Genomic DNA, 16265 nt, shown 5'->3' with positions numbered 1-16265 from the left:
TGGGGGAGTCACTTCAGGAGGCCCTTCCCCGGGGCTTCCGCAGCATGGTCCAGGGGGATGGCGTCGAGCCCTGCCTTGGTCACGCGCTCGGTGCCGTTGAGGATCGCGTCGATCGCGGCGCCCCGAATCGCGTGGGACAACGCGCCGATCATGCCGTCGGTTCGTTTGTGGAGGTACCGGTCCAGCTTGACCAGGCTGACCGGTGGATGGTCGTGCAGGAGAAGGGTCTCCTCCATGGTCGCGACCAGGCCCTTCCACTCGGCGCCGTAGGGGAAGGGGCGGGTGGGGACGAGTGTGAACCGGCTCGCGATCTGGGCACCGCGGGTGCCGGCCAGCAGTTCGCTGGTTTCGAGGTTGATGCCCGCGTAGACGAACGTCGCGGGGAGACGTTCCGAGAAGTACTTCAGAGTGTCGGAGACCTCGGCACCAGCTCGTGTGATCTGCGAAACGTTGTGGATTTCGTCGACCAGGACCAGCCCGGTGCGGGTATCCGTGCAGACGCCGACCACTGCTTCGATGATGTCGGTCATGTTCGATCTGGCCCTGACTGGCAGACCCAGGAAGCGCGCGAACTCAGCCGCGATCATGCGCGCGGTCGCTGCGGGCGGGACGGTGATGTAGAGCACCGGGATGCGGTCCGCGACGTTCGGGTGGCGGGCCCGGTCGAGGAGTTCGTGGGCGAGCCCGAGCTGAGTGAGGGCGCTGGTCTTGCCGGTGCCGGGCAGTCCGGAGACCATCAGGCCGCGGCGGGCGCTGATCGCGTGCCGGTTGAGCAGGACCAACCGCCGCCCACAGACCACCGTCTTCTCGACGAACGAGGTGGCGACCACGAGCATGCGGGCGTGATGGTCGAGCCGGTCCTCGTCGTAGAGCGCCCGCTCGACCGGAGACAGACCGTTCAGCTCGGCCGGGGTCAACAGCACGGGGGGATTGGGCGGGCCGACGGCGAACCTCCGCCACCCCTCCAGGGTGGTCAGTTGCTCGTTGGCCTTGGCATCGGCTTCTTGTAGCGATGTGCGTCCGGTCGCTGGTTCGGAGATGGTCACGGACGCCTCCAGGGGTTGGCAAGCGGGTCGAACAGTCCCAGCGGGATGACCTTCGCGGACTCGGTGTCCGCCTGGTCGTCCTGGACCGCTTCGGCGGTGATCGGATCGGGGACCGGCCGGTCGGAGGCCGTGGCCCGGGTCCGCGCGGCGACGCGCCGGGACCGTTTTGCCCCACGGCCCTTCATCTGGGCAGGTCCGTCGTGTGTTCGCCGCAGCAGGTCCGCGGCGACATCGGCGATCTGCTCCTCGGTCCCTCCTGAGACCTGGTCACGGGCGTGGTCCCAGGCCATCTCGCCGAACGGGACGCCGACACGGTGCAGGTGTTTCCAGAACACCGTGATCCACCGGGCTGGCTCGCTGAGGCGGTCGCGTACCCAGACCCGGGAGACGTCGTAGGGGTCGTAGTGGATCTCCCACAGCCCCTTCTTCTCCGCCACCCCGGAGTGCTGGCGGCGCAGCGGGGTCAGCTCGGCGTCGTCGTAGGTGCGGTGGTTGATCCGGATGCCGTAGGAGTTGATTGCCTGCCAGCGTTCGGGCAGCAACTCGACGTAGTCCTCGCCGCTGAAGAGGGCCGGGATGTAGCCGCACGATTCCAGCAGCATCGCGTACTTCTCATTCGGCGTGAACGCCCGCTTGGGTGAGTCCGGGTCCCGCAGTGCGTCGTGCCGGCGGTTTTGCCAGATGACGATCCACTCGTCCAGCAGGCCCTGGAGCTCGGGCAGGGACCACAGCGGTCCGTTCTCCAGGCCGCGGCCCCGGCGGTCCACCGAGCGGCCGGTGTAACCCGCGACGAACTGCGCGAACAGCGTCGCCACCGAACCCAGCGTCTTCTCGATCGCACCCTTCTCGAAGGGGGACGCCTTGTGCGTCGGCTGGAGGCTGATTCCCAAGTAGCGGCAGGAAGCACGGAAGTTGTTCGAGATGAAGACCTTGCCGTGGTCGCAGACGATCGTGTCCGGCACGATCACTGGCCTCGCAGCCGCGTGCTCCAACCGCTCGTCCAGGGACATCAGCCGCCGGTGCGGCAGCACAGATCTCGACATCCGAAGTGCATCTGACCAGCCAGGACGCATCATCTCAGGGGTGATACTCCGGGCCAGCAGCGCGGATGCGTCGGCCGCCTTCGTCGTCGGCCGCAGGACTGCGGCGGCCAGTGACCTGGTCGCCAGGTCGATCATGGCGGTCAGCTCGACCTTCTCAGCAATGCCGTCGTCCAGCCGGACCAGGACGTCCAGCGGCGTGGAGTCGATCTGCATCCACTCGCCCGGCGCGCAGGCCGGCACCTCTCCGAACGGCCTTGCCGGACGAGCGTTCAGCGACCGGCGTGTGGTCGCCGAGCCCGTCGCATGGGTGCCGGTGGCTAGCTTGTCGAACAGCCGGTAGAGCGTGCGCTGCGAGGGAACCTCGATGTCCGGCGCGTCCTCCCGCATGGCGAGGATCTGGGTCGCTCGCCAGACCACGAAGCCGATCGTCCTCGACGACGCCTCGGCCGTCTCGTCGATCGCCTGCTGCATCGCCTCGACCACCGCCGGGGCCACCCGGCCGAAGGACGGCATCTGCTTGGCCGACCGGCCGTCGGCCAGTCCGACCAGCCCGTCCCGCTGATAGCGCTGGCGCCGCTGCTTGACCCCGCTAGCCGTCATCGCGTGCCCGGCCGCCGTCAGCTCGGCAGCCTTGGCCCGCTCCCGCTGAGCCAGCGAGTTCCGCTCCGGGTCGAACTCCGGCCGCAGCACCCTCCCCGCAGGAGCATCCGGCGGCAAGCCGTCCAGCACCTCCAGAATGTGCCTCTCCCACCAGCGTGCCTGCTCCGCAGCGGTCTGCGGGAACTCCGCGATCCTGGCCGACGCAGGCACCTGCCGTTCCTTCCCGGCCCCCGTCACTGAACACTTCCGTCCGCCAGGCGCACGACGGTGGACGGCCCCAGCAGCCCGGCCGTCAGCCCCTCGGCGGCCAACTCGCGCAGCCAGAGGAGATGGAACAGGACGGGGAGCGTCTCAAGCCGTTCACCGGCCGCATCCGCACCGGCCATCAACGGGGCCGGTTCCGCGAATAGCTCCCGGAGACGATCCACGACCGGCCCGCGCCGACACCGGGGATGCCGGTAGCGCGACAGCCACCGCACGTTCGCCAGCAGCACTTCCTCCGGAACCCCGACCCGCTCGAAGCTCCATCCCGCCTGACGGCAGGCCCGGCGCGTCACCTCGAACGCCTCCGCGTCCCTCGGTTCGATCCGCTCATCGGCGCGGACGTCGACGACCACCGCCGAGCCGTCCGCGCGACGTACGAAGTAGTCCGGCGCGTGCCGACGCTCCCGCTCGCCGTCGTGCCAGTGCAGCCAGAACGGCTGCGAGGCGATCCCCGCCACCTCGGGATCGAAGTCCATCAGCACAAGCCGGTCCCGTTCCAGCCAGGACTCGAAGCCGACGTGCCGCCCGGTCGTCGCCGCCCAGTACCAGCCCGGGAAGTGACGCTCACCTCGCGACCAGCGAAACGGCCGCACTGCGGCCACGTCCTCGAACCGTGTCGTCGCGCAGTCCAGCAGCGGACGCCGCCGAGACTCGCGTACCGCATCCACGTACGACAGCTCGACGTACGGCTCGGCAAGATCCATCCCCACCGGTACGGCCATCCAGCACCCCCAGGACGTCACCTCGTACGACTAGGTTCGCTGGCAAGGAAGCCGGAACGACTGGGTTCGCTGTCAAACGCCTCGATTGGATGACAGCGGTCAAAGGGCACCTGGGCATGACCGGGCGGCGGCTATGTACTAGAGTTATCTCGACATCGAGATATCTGCCGAGGCGCACCGCAGCCGCCGCCCGGTAAGGCATGCCTAACTAAGCCTTACCTTAGCGGATGGTCGGGGCCGTAGGCGGCACAACGCGGCGCCCGCTGCCAATGAGGCGCGGCGCGGTAGAACGCGCACATTGAAGAAGGAGACTGTCGTGTCGGCGAACAGCTTCGACGCCCGCAGCACGCTGCGCGTGGGCGACGAGTCGTACGAGATCTTCAAGCTGGACAAGGTAGAGGGCTCCGCGCGCCTCCCGTACAGCCTGAAGGTCCTGCTGGAGAACCTGCTCCGTACCGAGGACGGCGCGAACATCACCGCCGACCACATCCGTGCCATCGGCGGCTGGGATTCCCAGGCGCAGCCCAGCCAGGAGATCCAGTTCACGCCGGCCCGCGTGATCATGCAGGACTTCACCGGCGTGCCGTGTGTCGTGGACCTCGCCACCATGCGTGAGGCCGTCAAGGAGCTCGGCGGCGACCCGGCGAAGATCAACCCGCTGGCCCCGGCCGAGCTGGTCATCGACCACTCGGTCATCGCCGACAAGTTCGGCACCAAGGAGGCGTTCGCCCAGAACGTCGAGCTGGAGTACGGCCGCAACAAGGAGCGCTACCAGTTCCTGCGCTGGGGTCAGACCGCCTTCGACGAGTTCAAGGTCGTCCCCCCGGGCACCGGCATCGTCCACCAGGTGAACATCGAACACCTGGCCCGTACGGTCATGGTCCGAGGCGGCCAGGCCTACCCCGACACCCTCGTCGGTACCGACTCGCACACCACCATGGTCAACGGCCTCGGTGTGCTGGGCTGGGGCGTCGGCGGCATCGAGGCCGAGGCCGCGATGCTCGGCCAGCCGGTCTCCATGCTCATCCCGCGCGTCGTCGGCTTCAAGCTGACCGGCGAGCTCCCGGCCGGCACCACCGCCACCGACCTCGTGCTGACCATCACCGAGATGCTCCGCAAGCACGGCGTCGTCGGCAAGTTCGTCGAGTTCTACGGGCAGGGCGTCTCCGCCACCTCCCTCGCCAACCGCGCCACCATCGGCAACATGTCGCCGGAGTTCGGCTCCACCGCCGCGATCTTCCCGATCGACGACGAGACGCTGAAGTACCTGCGCCTGACCGGCCGCGACGAGCAGCAGGTCGCCCTCGTCGAGGCGTACGCCAAGGAGCAGGGCCTCTGGCTGGACCCGGCCGCCGAGCCGGACTTCTCCGAGAAGCTGGAGCTCGACCTCTCCACGGTCGTCCCCTCCATCGCCGGCCCGAAGCGCCCGCAGGACCGCATCGTCCTGGCCAATGCCTCGCAGCAGTTCGCCCAAGACGTGCGCAACTACGTCGCGGACGAGATGGAGGCGAGCAAGGAGTCCTTCCCGGCCTCCGACGCCCCGTCCAACACGCCGAACGGCGCCCCGTCCAAGCCGGTCACCGTCACGGCCCCCGACGGCTCGACGTACGAGATCGACCACGGCGCCGTCACCGTCGCCGCGATCACCTCCTGCACCAACACCTCGAACCCGTACGTCATGGTCGCCGCCGCGCTCGTGGCGAAGAAGGCGGTCGAGAAGGGCCTGACCCGCAAGCCGTGGGTCAAGACCACCCTCGCCCCGGGCTCGAAGGTCGTCACCGACTACTTCGACAAGGCGGGCCTGACCCCGTACCTCGACAAGGTCGGCTTCAACCTCGTCGGCTACGGCTGCACCACCTGCATCGGCAACTCCGGCCCGCTGCCGGAGGAGGTCTCCAAGGCGGTCAACGACAACGACCTCGCCGTCACCTCGGTGCTCTCCGGCAACCGCAACTTCGAGGGCCGGATCAACCCCGACGTCAAGATGAACTACCTGGCGTCCCCGCCGCTGGTCGTCGCGTACGCCATCGCGGGTTCGATGAAGGTCGACATCACCAAGGACGCCCTCGGCGTCGACCAGGACGGCAAGCCCGTCTACCTGGCCGACATCTGGCCCACCGAGGCCGAGGTCAACGACGTCGTGGCGAACGCCATCGGCGAGGACATGTTCAACAAGTCCTACCAGGACGTCTTCGCGGGCGACGCCCAGTGGCAGGCGCTGTCGATCCCGACCGGCAACACCTTCGAGTGGGACTCCGAGTCCACCTACGTGCGCAAGCCCCCGTACTTCGAGGGCATGACGATGGAGACGACCCCGGTCGAGGACATCACCGGTGCCCGGGTGCTCGCCAAGCTCGGCGACTCGGTCACCACCGACCACATCTCCCCGGCCGGCGCCATCAAGGCCGACACCCCGGCCGGCAAGTACCTCACGGAGCACGGCATCGAGCGCCGTGACTTCAACTCCTACGGCTCGCGCCGAGGCAACCACGAGGTCATGATCCGCGGCACGTTCGCCAACATCCGCCTGCGCAACCAGATCGCGCCGGGCACCGAGGGCGGCTACACCCGCGACTTCACCCAGGCTGACGGCCCGGTGTCGTTCATCTACGACGCCTCGCAGAACTACCAGGCCGCCGGCACCCCGCTCGCGATCCTCGCGGGCAAGGAGTACGGCTCCGGCTCGTCCCGTGACTGGGCCGCCAAGGGCACCGCGCTCCTCGGTGTCAAGGCCGTCATCGCCGAGTCCTACGAGCGCATCCACCGCTCGAACCTCATCGGCATGGGCGTCCTCCCGCTCCAGTTCCCCGAGGGCCAGAACGCCGAGACCCTCGGTCTCACCGGCGAGGAGACCTTCTCCTTCACCGGCGTCACCGAGCTGAACAACGGCACCACCCCGCGCACGGTCAAGGTCACCACCGACACCGGTGTGGAGTTCGACGGCGTCGTCCGTATCGACACCCCCGGCGAGGCGGACTACTACCGCAACGGCGGCATCCTGCAGTACGTGCTCCGCAGCCTGATCCGCAAGTAGGCGGACCAGGACGACCGAGTGGAAAGGGCCGCACCCCGGGTTCTCCCCGGGGTGCGGCCCTTCGGCGTCACAGCGCACCGGACACGGCCCCGGAGCCCTACATCGGGTCCCGCGTCACCTGCTTGACGCGGCACTTCGTGCCCGTCGGCACCTCGCCGACTCCCTGCGCCTCCACCTCCACCGACGCGCCGGGGGCCACGTCGTCGGTGGTCGCGACGCCGTCGGTCAGCACCGCGCCCTTCGCATCCAGGAACTCGACGAACACGACGTAACCCGCCGGGCTCCCGCTCCCGTTCACGATCTTCAGATCGGCGTGCGGCCAGCCGATCAGCGAGTCCCGCGTGCACTTCGTGACGGTGACGTCCCCCTCGGCGGCCGGCCCGGACGCGACGGGCTCGGGCTCCTCCTCCACCGGCTCCTCCTCGTACGGCTCGGAGGAGGGCGCCTCCGACCGCGCGGGCGGCAGCGCGATGGAGTCCGAGACCGAGTCCATCAGGGAGTAGACCAGCGCCACCAGCGCCCCCGCCACGACCAGTCCACCGCCCACGGCGAGCGACACGATCAGCCCCGTGCGCGGCGTGCCCGGCGGTGCGGCGGGAGGCCCCCAGGGCGACGGCTGCGGCTGTTCGGGCGGCGGAGGCGGCGAGTTGTCGGACATGGGGTCCCCCCACGGGATGTCGGTCAGGTGAGGGACTTACGGTACGTGGCTCCACCGCCCCACCACCCCACTGATCCTGTCAGTAACAGCAGCAGCACCGGCAACACCAGCACTGACGGCAACACCAGCACCGACGGCAACACCAGCACCGACGGCAACACCAGCACCGCCGGCATCATCGGCAACGTCGGCGCCACCCCCGTACCACCCGTACAGAAAGTGAACGGACCACCATGGGCGAGCTGATCCTCATCCGGCACGGTGAGACCGAATGGTCCCGCTCCGGGCAGCACACGAGCTGGACCGACCTCCCGCTGACCGCCACCGGCCGGCGCCAGGCCCGCGCCCTCGTGCCGCTGCTCGCCGAGCGGAACATCGGGCTCACCCTCGTCAGCCCCTCGATCCGGGCCCGCCGCACCGCCGAGCTGGCCGGGCTCCACGCCCCCCGGGTCACCCCCGAGCTGCGGGAATGGGACTACGGCGGCTACGAGGGCATCACCACCCAGGCGATCCGCCGCACCCGCCCCTTCTGGAACCTCTGGACCGATGGCGTCGACCCCGGCTCCGACGAACACCCCGGCGAGAGCCCCGCCGAGGTCGGGCAGCGCGCCGACCAGGTGCTCGCGGGCGTCCGGTCGGCCGCCGAGGGGATCGGGAGCGCGGACATCGCGCTCGTCGCCCACTCGCACTTCCTGCGCGTCCTCACCGCCCGCTACCTCGGCCTGACCCCGGCCGAGGGCCGGCTCTTCCAGCTCGCCACCGGGGCCGTCTCCAGGCTCGGCACCGAACACGGCCGGCCCGTCGTCGCCGCGCTCAACGTCGCCCTTCCCGAGAGCCTGCACGAGGCCTGAAACGCCGACGGCCGGTGCCCCGTGCTCGGGTACCGGCCGCCGACGTGCGTCACGCACAGGTCAGGAGAGCAGCTCCACCTCCGCCAGCGTCGCCGGACCCGTCAGCACCAGCCGGTACTGCGCGTACGCGCCGGGCTGGTCCACCGAGAAGGCCCGGGTCTGCTTGTCCCAGGCGAAGGACTGGCCGGAGCGGCGGTCGAGGTCCGTCCACTTCCTGCCGTCGGGCGAGCCCTGGAGCGTCCAGCCCGTCGGGGCCTTGTCCGCCGCCGACGACGTCAGCGTGTACTGGAGCGCTTTGGTGGACGCGCCGGCCGGCAGCTCGACGGAGGTGACATCCGCCGCCGTCGCCGAGGTGTTGTCGAACAGCGCCCCGTCGCCCTTCAGCACATCGCCCTTGGGGGCCGGGGCCTTGTCGTCCTGCTGGATGGAGACCGGGGCCGCGTCCTTGCCCGTGCCCCAGGCGGACGGCTTCGGACCCATGTCGAACTCCAGCGTGCCGCCCTTGGCCAGCACGTCGTGCGGGAGCGCGGTGGAGGTCCACTTCTTGCCGTTGACCTTCACGCCCTGCACGTAGATGTTCTTCGCGCTGTTCTTGGGGGCCTTGACGGTCAGCTTGCGGCCGTTGTCCATGCGGACGGTGACCTTCCTGAACAGCGGTGAGCCGATCGCGTACTCCCCGCTGCCCATCACCAGCGGGTAGAAGCCGAGCGCCGAGAAGAGGTACCAGGCCGACTGCTCGCCGTTGTCCTCGTCGCCGTGGATGCCCTGCCCGATCTCGCTGCCGACGTACAGGCGGCCCAGCACCTCGCGGACCTTCTCCTGCGTCTTGTACGGCTGCGAGGCCGCGTTGTACATGTACGTGGCGTGGTGGGCGACCTGGTTGCTGTGCCCGTACTGGCCCATCCGCACGTCACGCGCCTCGGTCATCTCGTGGATGACTCCGCCGTAACTGCCGACGAACTCCGGGCCCGCCGTCTCCGGCGTCGAGAAGTACGTGTCCAGCTTCTTGCCGAGCCCCGCGCGGCCGCCGTACAGGTTGGCCAGGCCCCGGCTGTCCTGCGGGGCGGTGAAGGCGTAGCCCCAGCCGTTGGTCTCGGTGTAGTCGTAGCCCCATACGCGGGGGTCGTACTGGTCCGACGGGAGGCGCCAGTCGCCGTTCGGCTTCCTGCCCTGGAAGAAGCCCGCCTTCTCGTCGAAGAGCTTGACGTACTTCTGCGCCCGGTTCAGGAAGTAGGCGGACTCCTCCTTGTACCGCGCCTTCTTCGTCTTCTTGTAGAGCGCCTCGCCCATGCGCGCGATGCCGTAGTCGTTGAGGTAGCCCTCCAGCGACCAGGAGAGGCCCTCGTGGGTCGCGGTGTTCGCGTAACCCGTGAAGACGGAGGTCTCCATGCCCTTGCGGCCGACGCCGGCGGAGGGAGGGGCCACCGTGGCGTTCTTGACCGCCGCGTCGTACGCCGCCTCCGCGTCGAACTTCACGCCCTTGACGTAGGCGTCGGCGAAGGCCACGTCCGAGCTGGTGCCGGTCATCAGGTCCGCGTAACCGGGGGAGGACCAACGGGAGGTCCAGCCGCCGTCCTTGTAGTGCTGGACGAAGCCGTCCACCAGCTCGCCTGCCTTCTTCGGGGAGAAGAAGGAGTAGGCGGGCCAGGTCGTGCGGTAGGTGTCCCAGAAGCCGTTGTTGACGTACACCTTGCCGTCGACGATCTTCGCGCCGGTCTGCGTCGGGGTGTCCGTGCCGGCCGGCTTGGAGAAGGGGCTCGCGTACTTGTTCTTCCCGTCGACCTTCTCGTGGCCGGAGTTCGGGTAGAGGTAGAGGCGGTAGAGGCTGGAGTAGAGCGAGGTGAGCTGGTCGGCGTCGGCGCCCTCGACCTCGATCGTCCCCAGGACGTCGTCCCAGGCCGCCTGCGCCGTGCGCTGCACCTTCTCGAAGGACGTGGACTCCGGGATCTCCGTCGCCAGGTTCTTCTTCGCCTGGTCGACGCCGATCAGCGAGGTCGCCAGACGCAGGTTGACCGTGCGGTCCTTGCCCGCGTCGAAGCGGAAGAAGCCGGTGACGTCGTCGCCCCCGCCGCCCTTCAGCTTGCCGCTGTCCGTCACCGGCGCGTCGAAGACGCCGTACACGAACATGCGGGTCGCCCCGGTGGACAGGCCGCTCTTCACGTCCGTGTAACCGGAGAAGGAGCGGGACCTGGCGTCCAGAGTCAGACCGCCGGCGTTCGACACGTTGTCGAAGACCAGGCCGGCGTCCGTGCCGGGGTAGGTGAACCGCATCCGGGCCGCGTGGTCCGTCGGCGCGATCTCGGTCTTGAGGCCGTTCTCGAACGTGACGCCGTAGTAGTGGGGCTTCGCGATCTCGTTCTCGTGCCGGAACGGCAGCGCACGCGCCGTGCGGGCGGCGTCCGGGGTGCCGGCCGCGGCCGTGGGCATCACCTGGAAGGTCTGCCGGTCGCCCATCCAGGGGCTCGGCTCATGGCTGGCGCTGAAGGCCTGGAGCGTGGGGAGGTTGTCCTCGTTGTTGCCCCGGTGGTAGTCGTACAGCCAGCTCAGCGAACCGGCGTTGGTCACCGGAGTCCAGAAGTTGAAGCCATGGGGGACCGCGGTGGCCGGAATGTTGTTGCCGCGGGAGAAGCCGCCGCTGGAGTTGGTGCCGCGGGTGGTCAGCGCGTAGTCCGAGAGGTGCGCCTTGCGCTTCTCGGGTGCCTTCGGGGCGATCGCGATGTCGTCGACCCAGCCCTGGAACTTCGCCGGTCCCTTGGGGGAGTCGTACGCCACCAGGATCCGGTCGACCGTCTTGCCCGCCGCCACCGTGCCGATGCGGGAGGCGACCTTGTTCCACTGGTTGACGTACAGGCGCTTGGCGTCGGCCTGGCCCTGCGGGGTCAGCAGTCCGCCGTGGCTGTCGGTGGCCTTCAGCCCGCTCAGGTACGTGCCGTCGGTGAAGGCCAGGTCCACCGCGATGTGGGTCGCGGGGTAGTTGAGGTCCGTCTCGCCCATCTGCGGATAGACGAGGTAGGAGAGCTCGGTGTCCTTGGTGACGGCCGTGTTCACGTCGAAGACCTTGTTGTACGAGTACGCGCGGCCGTCCGGCGTGTGCGTACCCGCGTAACGCAGTGCCTTCCTTCCGGTGAATCCCGCACCAGCCTTCGCGGTGGGCGAGCCGGAGGGGCCGCGGTCGGCCTGGCTGCGCATCTCGTCGGGGACGGGATCGGAGGTGTCACCGTTCGAGAACTGAACGTCGGCGAGCTGGAGGATGTCCGGCGTGCCGTTGTTGGCGGTGATCTCCAGGCGGAAGTGCCGGTAGGCGGTGCCGGAGGCGAAATCGTACGACTTGGTCTCGTGCCGCTTGGCGAAGCTCTCGCCCGTGCGCCGGTCGAGGTCGGTCCACTCCTTGCCGTCGGCGGAGCCCTTGAGCGTCCAGTCCTTCGGGTCGCGCGGGGCGTGGTCGTTGGCGGAGGTGAGCGCGTACGTCACCACCTCCACCGGCTCGTCCAGGTCGAACTCGACCCAGCCGGTCTTCGCGAACGCCAGCCACTTGGAGCCCGGTTCGACGTCGACCAGGTTCTCCTTGACCTCGCCGCCAGCGGTGTTCTCGGCGCTGGCGAGGACGTCGGTCACCCGGCCGGTGACATTGCCCGGTATTCCGGCGGAGAATCCGCCGTCGACACCCGATGAGCGCTCTGTGCCGTCCGGTCCTTCTTCTACCGTGTTGCGCCAGTCCGGCTGCTTCTCGTCCGCCTCGAACGAGGAGCGGAACGTCCTTTCGCCGGAAGGCTTCTGCGGCACCTGGGACGGGCCGGCGACGGCGGCCGTGGGGGCCGCGAGGGCCAGGGCGAGTGATGCCGCGAGGACGGCGGCCGTGCGGCTCCGTCTCGTACGGGCGGCGCTGCTGAAGACCTTTCCAGCGCCATGGTGGAGACCTCGTGGTGGCTGCATAACCGAGCCGTTCCTCCCCGGAGCGTGCTTGGACAACGTTGTCATAGCGGGATGCAAGGTCCAGTAGGGAGCCAAGTGAGAGGACGTGTCAAGGGTGTTGCCGAAGGCGCGCGGTGCGAATCGGCCGTAACGGGAAAAAGCTGCCCCTGGGCGAGGGCGTGAGGTGCCGAGGAGTCCACGAGGTCTCAACTCGGGAAAGACTGCCGTCCCAACGTGCATTCGATCTTGCTCAGTTGGCGACAAGTGGACTATACCTGTCGCCATCTGCACAGCCGTTTCCGACGGATGCGCACACGGGGGAACGAGGAGACATTCGCGGGGGAGTCATGGACGCCCTGGCGGTACGGTTCTCCGACCACCCCCACTCCGCCGGTTCTTCATCTCCGGTACACCTGCATACCTGCACGACCCGAGCGCAACCGACCGCGGTGGCGGGGCCCTTCGCCTGAGGCGAATTTTCGACGGGTGACCGGTACACCGCCTGAGTCCTGGAGAAGGCGAGGACTTGAGCATGGGATCCACCTCCGCTCAGAACAATGAGGGCCTTGGCCGTCGCGATCTGATCAAGCGTTCTGCCGCACTCGGCCTGATCGCTGTTCCGACGATGAGCTTCCTGTCCGCCTGCGCGAGCGGCGACAGCGGCAGCGACGACAAGGTCGAAAAGGGCGAGAAGACCGACAAGAACCCGCTGGCCGTCAACGGCAGCGCCCCGCTGGAGATCGTCATCTTCGACGGCGGGTTCGGCACCAAGTACGCCGAGGACGCCCGGGACGTCTACAAGAAGACCTACCCCGAGGCGCAGATCAAGTTCTCGGCGACGCAGAAGATCCAGTCGGTCCTCCAGCCGCGCTTCAACGGCGGCACGCCGCCGGACCTGATCGACAACTCCGGCGCCCAGCAGATGGACATGGGCGTCCTGGTCGGCAAGAAGCAGCTCACCGACCTCACCCCGCTGCTCGACGCCCCCTCCATCGACGACCCCGCCAAGACGGTCCGCGACACCCTGCGGCCGGGCATCGTCGAGATGGGCCAGTTCGACGGCGACCCGGTCTGGATCATGTACTACGCGTACACCGTCTACGGCGTCTGGTATTCGCAGACCGCGCTGGACAAGCTCGACGCCACGTACCCGGAGACCTGGGACGACATGCTCGCGCTCTGCGCGAAGGCGAAGAAGAAGGGCATCGCCGGCTGGACCTACCCCGGCAAGCACCCCTACTACATCCCGTTCTCGCTCTACCCGTTCATCGGGAAGATCGGCGGCGTCGAGGTCCTGAACGCCATCGACAACCTGGAGCCGAAGGCCTGGGAGCACCCCGCGGTCAAGGCCGCCTTCGAGGCGTACTACGAGCTCTACGCCAAGGGTTACGTCCTCAAGGGCACCCCGGGCCTGGACCACCGCGGTTCGCAGGGCGCCTGGGCCCGCGGCAAGGCGCTGTTCATCCCGAACGGCTCCTGGGTCGAGAACGAGGAAGCGGCGATCATCCCCAAGGACTTCAAGCTGTCCGTGGGCGCTCCCTCCAGCCTCGACTCGTCGGACAAGCTGCCCTTCGGCACCATCTGGGCGTCCGGCGGCGAGCCGTTCATCGTCCCGTCCAAGGCGAAGAACCCCGAGGGCGGCATGGAGCAGCTGCGCATCATGCTGAGTGAGGCCTCCTCCAAGTCCTTCACCACCAACACCAAGTCGCTCTCCGCCTTCAACGGCGGCACCGACGGCATCGAGCTCTCCGACGGCCTGAAGTCCGGTGTCGCCGCGCTGGAGAAGGCGGGCACCAATGTGGTCAACCCCCGCCTGCAGGACTGGTACGTGAAGCTCCAGAAGGAGCAGATCGGCGTCGCCGCGCTCGGCGAGATGATGGCCGGCCGCGCCACCCCGGCCGAGACCATCAAGAAGATCCAGGCCTTCGCCGACGCGACCGCCAAGGACCAGTCCATCAAGCACTTCAAGCACGCGTGATCACGCGTCACCAGCGGCGGCAGCTCGGGGAAGGTCGGAGTCGGTAACGATGCAACACGGTAAATACCGGTTCATAATCGGGTTCCTGGTGGTCCCGATGGCGTTGTACGTCATCTTCGTCATCTGGCCCTTCATCCAGTCCATCTACTACTCGTTCACGGACTGGACGGGGCTGAGCCCCGACTTCAAGATGGTCGGGTTCGACAACTACACCAAGATGCTCGACGACGACATCTTCTGGAAATCGCTGCAGCACAGTGTGCTGCTGGCCGTTCTGCTGCCGCTGGTGACGCTGGGCCTCGCGCTCTTCTTCGCCTTCATGCTCAACGTGGGTGGCCGGCGCCGCAAGGGCGCCGCCATCGCGGGCGTCCGGGGCTCGGGCTTCTACAAGATCGCCTACTTCTTCCCGCAGGTGCTCTCGATCGCGATCGTGGCCATCCTGTTCCAGTTCGCCTTCGACCCGGCCCAGGGCATGATCAACGGCACGCTCAAGGCCGTGGGCTTCGACGACGTACCGGACTGGCTGGGCGATCCGAACCTGGCCCTGTGGGTCATCATGGGAGTCCTCGTCTGGTGCACCACCGGCTTCTTCGTGGTGCTGTTCTCCGCGGGCATGGCCTCCATCCCCAAGGACTTCTACGAGGCCGCCCTGCTGGACGGGGCGAGCCGCTTCACGACCTTCTTCCGGATCACGCTCCCCCTGCTGTGGGACACGGTCCAGTCCGGCTGGGTCTACATGGGCATCCTGGCGCTCGGCGCCGAGGGCTTCGCCATCGTCCACATCATGAGCGTCGGCCCCGGCGGGCCCGACTACTCGACCACCGTCCTGCCGCTGTACGTCTACCAGTCGGCGTTCCGTGACGGACAGGCGGGCTACGCGACCACGATCGGTGTCGCCCTGCTCCTCGTGACCCTGGCGTTCGCCGCCATCGTCATGCGGGTGGGCCGGCGCGAGCGGCTGGAGTTCTGATGAAGACCACTGACACCCCTCCCTCCGGTGCCTCCGGGCCCTCCTCCGGCACCGACGCGGCCAAGGTGCCCGCCCAGCGCACCGGCCCGGCCGCCAAGGGCTCGCCGGCCCCCGCGAAGAGCAGCGAGGGCCAGGTCCTCAACGTCTTCTCGCACGGGATGCTGATCCTGTGGGCGATCATGGTCGTCCTGCCGCTGTTCTGGGCGGTGATGTCGTCGTTCAAGACCGACTCGGACATCTTCAACACCCCCTGGTCTCTGCCGAGCTCGCTGAGCTTCGACGCCTGGGGCCGGGCCTGGAGCCAGGCCCACATGAGCGAGTACTTCCTCAACACCATCCTGGTGGTGGGCGGGTCGCTCGTCGGCACCCTGGTACTCGGGTCGATGGCCGCCTATGTGCTGGCGCGCTTCGAGTTCCCGGGCAACCGCTTCATCTACTTCTTGTTCGTCGGCGGCATGAGCTTCCCGATCATGCTGGCGCTGGTCCCGCTGTTCTACGTCATGGACAACATGGGGCTGCTGAACACGATCCACGGCCTGATCCTCGTGTACATCGCCTACTCGCTGCCGTTCACCGTGTTCTTCCTGACCTCGTTCTTCCGTACGCTGCCGACCTCGGTGGCGGAGGCGTCGATCATCGACGGGGCCTCGCACACCCGGACGTTCTTCCAGGTGATGCTGCCGATGGCCAAGCCCGGCCTGATCAGCGTCGGCATCTTCAACTTCCTGGGGCAGTGGAACCAGTACATGCTGCCGACGGTGCTCAACACCGACCCGGAGAAGCGGGTGCTCGCCCAGGGCCTGGTGGAGCTGGCCTCCAGCCAGGGGTACAAGGGCGACTACTCCGGCCTCTTCGCCGGCCTGGTGATCGCGATGCTCCCGGTGCTGGCGGCGTACATCATCTTCCAGCGCCAGGTCGTCTCCGGTCTGACGGCGGGTGCGCTCAAGTAGGTCACGCGTCCGCAGAAGAAGGTCACATATCCACGACGGCCCGGTGCCCCGGCGGAGAACTTCTCCGCCGGGGCACCGGGCCGTCGTGGGGTGCGCGGGTGCTCAGGTCTTGACGGAAGGTACCCCCGAACGGTCAGCTTAGAGTTCACATGTTGGAGGAAGCCGGGGTGTCATCGCTGCTGCCCCGGCCGGGGCGGTCCTCTGGACCGCCCGCCAAGGGCAGGAGTGGATGAGTCG

At 68.2% G+C, this 16265-nt stretch carries 11 protein-coding genes; 6 read left to right on the top strand and 5 right to left on the bottom strand.

Annotation, left to right across the window (positions count from 1 at the left end):
* Positions 1-8 precede the first annotated feature (8 nt).
* From AMK21_RS26775 to AMK21_RS26765, 3 genes are all read right to left on the bottom strand, one after another.
* The gene (locus AMK21_RS26775) at positions 9-1046 is read right to left on the bottom strand and encodes a TniB family NTP-binding protein (protein WP_073881756.1); all 1038 of its coding nucleotides are present in this window, start codon (positions 1044-1046) and stop codon (positions 9-11) included.
* Entirely contained in the window at positions 1043-2560 is a 1518-nt protein-coding gene (locus AMK21_RS26770) for a transposase family protein (RefSeq protein ID WP_234422061.1), read from the bottom strand. Before AMK21_RS26770 ends, AMK21_RS26775 begins: the two co-directional genes overlap by 4 nt.
* A gap of 362 nt (positions 2561-2922) precedes the next feature.
* Positions 2923-3675 carry a TnsA-like heteromeric transposase endonuclease subunit gene (locus tag AMK21_RS26765; RefSeq protein ID WP_073881754.1) on the bottom strand — a complete coding sequence of 251 codons (753 nt, stop codon included), beginning with the start codon at positions 3673-3675 and terminating at the stop codon, positions 2923-2925.
* A 316-nt stretch (positions 3676-3991) separates the two neighbouring features.
* Between AMK21_RS26765 and acnA the strand changes: the two genes are divergently transcribed.
* On the top strand, positions 3992-6709 hold the full coding sequence (gene acnA / locus AMK21_RS26760; RefSeq protein ID WP_073881753.1) for an aconitate hydratase AcnA: 2718 nt from the start codon (positions 3992-3994) through the stop codon (positions 6707-6709).
* Positions 6710-6806: 97 nt separating this feature from the next.
* Here the strand turns inward: acnA and AMK21_RS26755 are convergent, their stop codons facing one another.
* Positions 6807-7367 carry an FxLYD domain-containing protein gene (locus AMK21_RS26755; RefSeq protein ID WP_073881752.1) on the bottom strand — a complete coding sequence of 187 codons (561 nt, stop codon included), beginning with the start codon at positions 7365-7367 and terminating at the stop codon, positions 6807-6809.
* Between the two features lie 45 nt (positions 7368-7412).
* Here AMK21_RS26755 and AMK21_RS34915 point away from each other — a divergent pair, with 45 nt between their 5' ends.
* Together AMK21_RS34915 and AMK21_RS26750 are read left to right on the top strand one after the other, a co-directional pair.
* Positions 7413-7613 carry a hypothetical protein gene (locus AMK21_RS34915; RefSeq protein ID WP_143194881.1) on the top strand — a complete coding sequence of 67 codons (201 nt, stop codon included), beginning with the start codon at positions 7413-7415 and terminating at the stop codon, positions 7611-7613.
* Positions 7601-8218 carry a histidine phosphatase family protein gene (locus tag AMK21_RS26750; protein ID WP_073881751.1) on the top strand — a complete coding sequence of 206 codons (618 nt, stop codon included), beginning with the start codon at positions 7601-7603 and terminating at the stop codon, positions 8216-8218. The genes AMK21_RS34915 and AMK21_RS26750 overlap by 13 nt, the downstream gene beginning before the upstream one ends.
* 60 nt (positions 8219-8278) lie before the next feature.
* Here the strand turns inward: AMK21_RS26750 and AMK21_RS26745 are convergent, their stop codons facing one another.
* Positions 8279-12151, bottom strand: coding sequence for a GH92 family glycosyl hydrolase (locus AMK21_RS26745; RefSeq protein ID WP_073881750.1), 3873 nt, complete (start codon positions 12149-12151; stop codon positions 8279-8281).
* 511 nt (positions 12152-12662) lie between these two features.
* On the opposite strand from AMK21_RS26745, the gene ngcE reads away from it, so the two are divergent.
* Genes ngcE through AMK21_RS26730 form a run of 3 tightly spaced genes read left to right on the top strand, consistent with a single transcriptional unit; the run spans position 12663 to position 16028 of the window.
* Positions 12663-14108, top strand: a complete 1446-nt coding sequence (gene ngcE, locus AMK21_RS26740) for an N-acetylglucosamine/diacetylchitobiose ABC transporter substrate-binding protein (RefSeq protein WP_073881749.1) — start codon at positions 12663-12665, stop codon at positions 14106-14108.
* Positions 14109-14157: 49 nt separating this feature from the next.
* The gene (locus tag AMK21_RS26735; RefSeq protein WP_073881748.1) at positions 14158-15078 is read left to right on the top strand and encodes a carbohydrate ABC transporter permease; all 921 of its coding nucleotides are present in this window, start codon (positions 14158-14160) and stop codon (positions 15076-15078) included.
* Positions 15078-16028, top strand: coding sequence for a carbohydrate ABC transporter permease (locus AMK21_RS26730; RefSeq protein WP_073881747.1), 951 nt, complete (start codon positions 15078-15080; stop codon positions 16026-16028). Before AMK21_RS26735 ends, AMK21_RS26730 begins: the two co-directional genes overlap by 1 nt.
* The last annotated feature ends 237 nt before the right edge of the window (positions 16029-16265 follow it).

Origin of the sequence: Streptomyces sp. CB00316 (assembly GCF_001905595.1) — a bacterium.
In the GTDB taxonomy this organism is placed as follows: domain Bacteria; phylum Actinomycetota; class Actinomycetes; order Streptomycetales; family Streptomycetaceae; genus Streptomyces.
The sequence above is the reverse complement of the archived record's forward strand: the minus strand, read 5'-3'. Positions and strand labels throughout refer to the sequence as shown.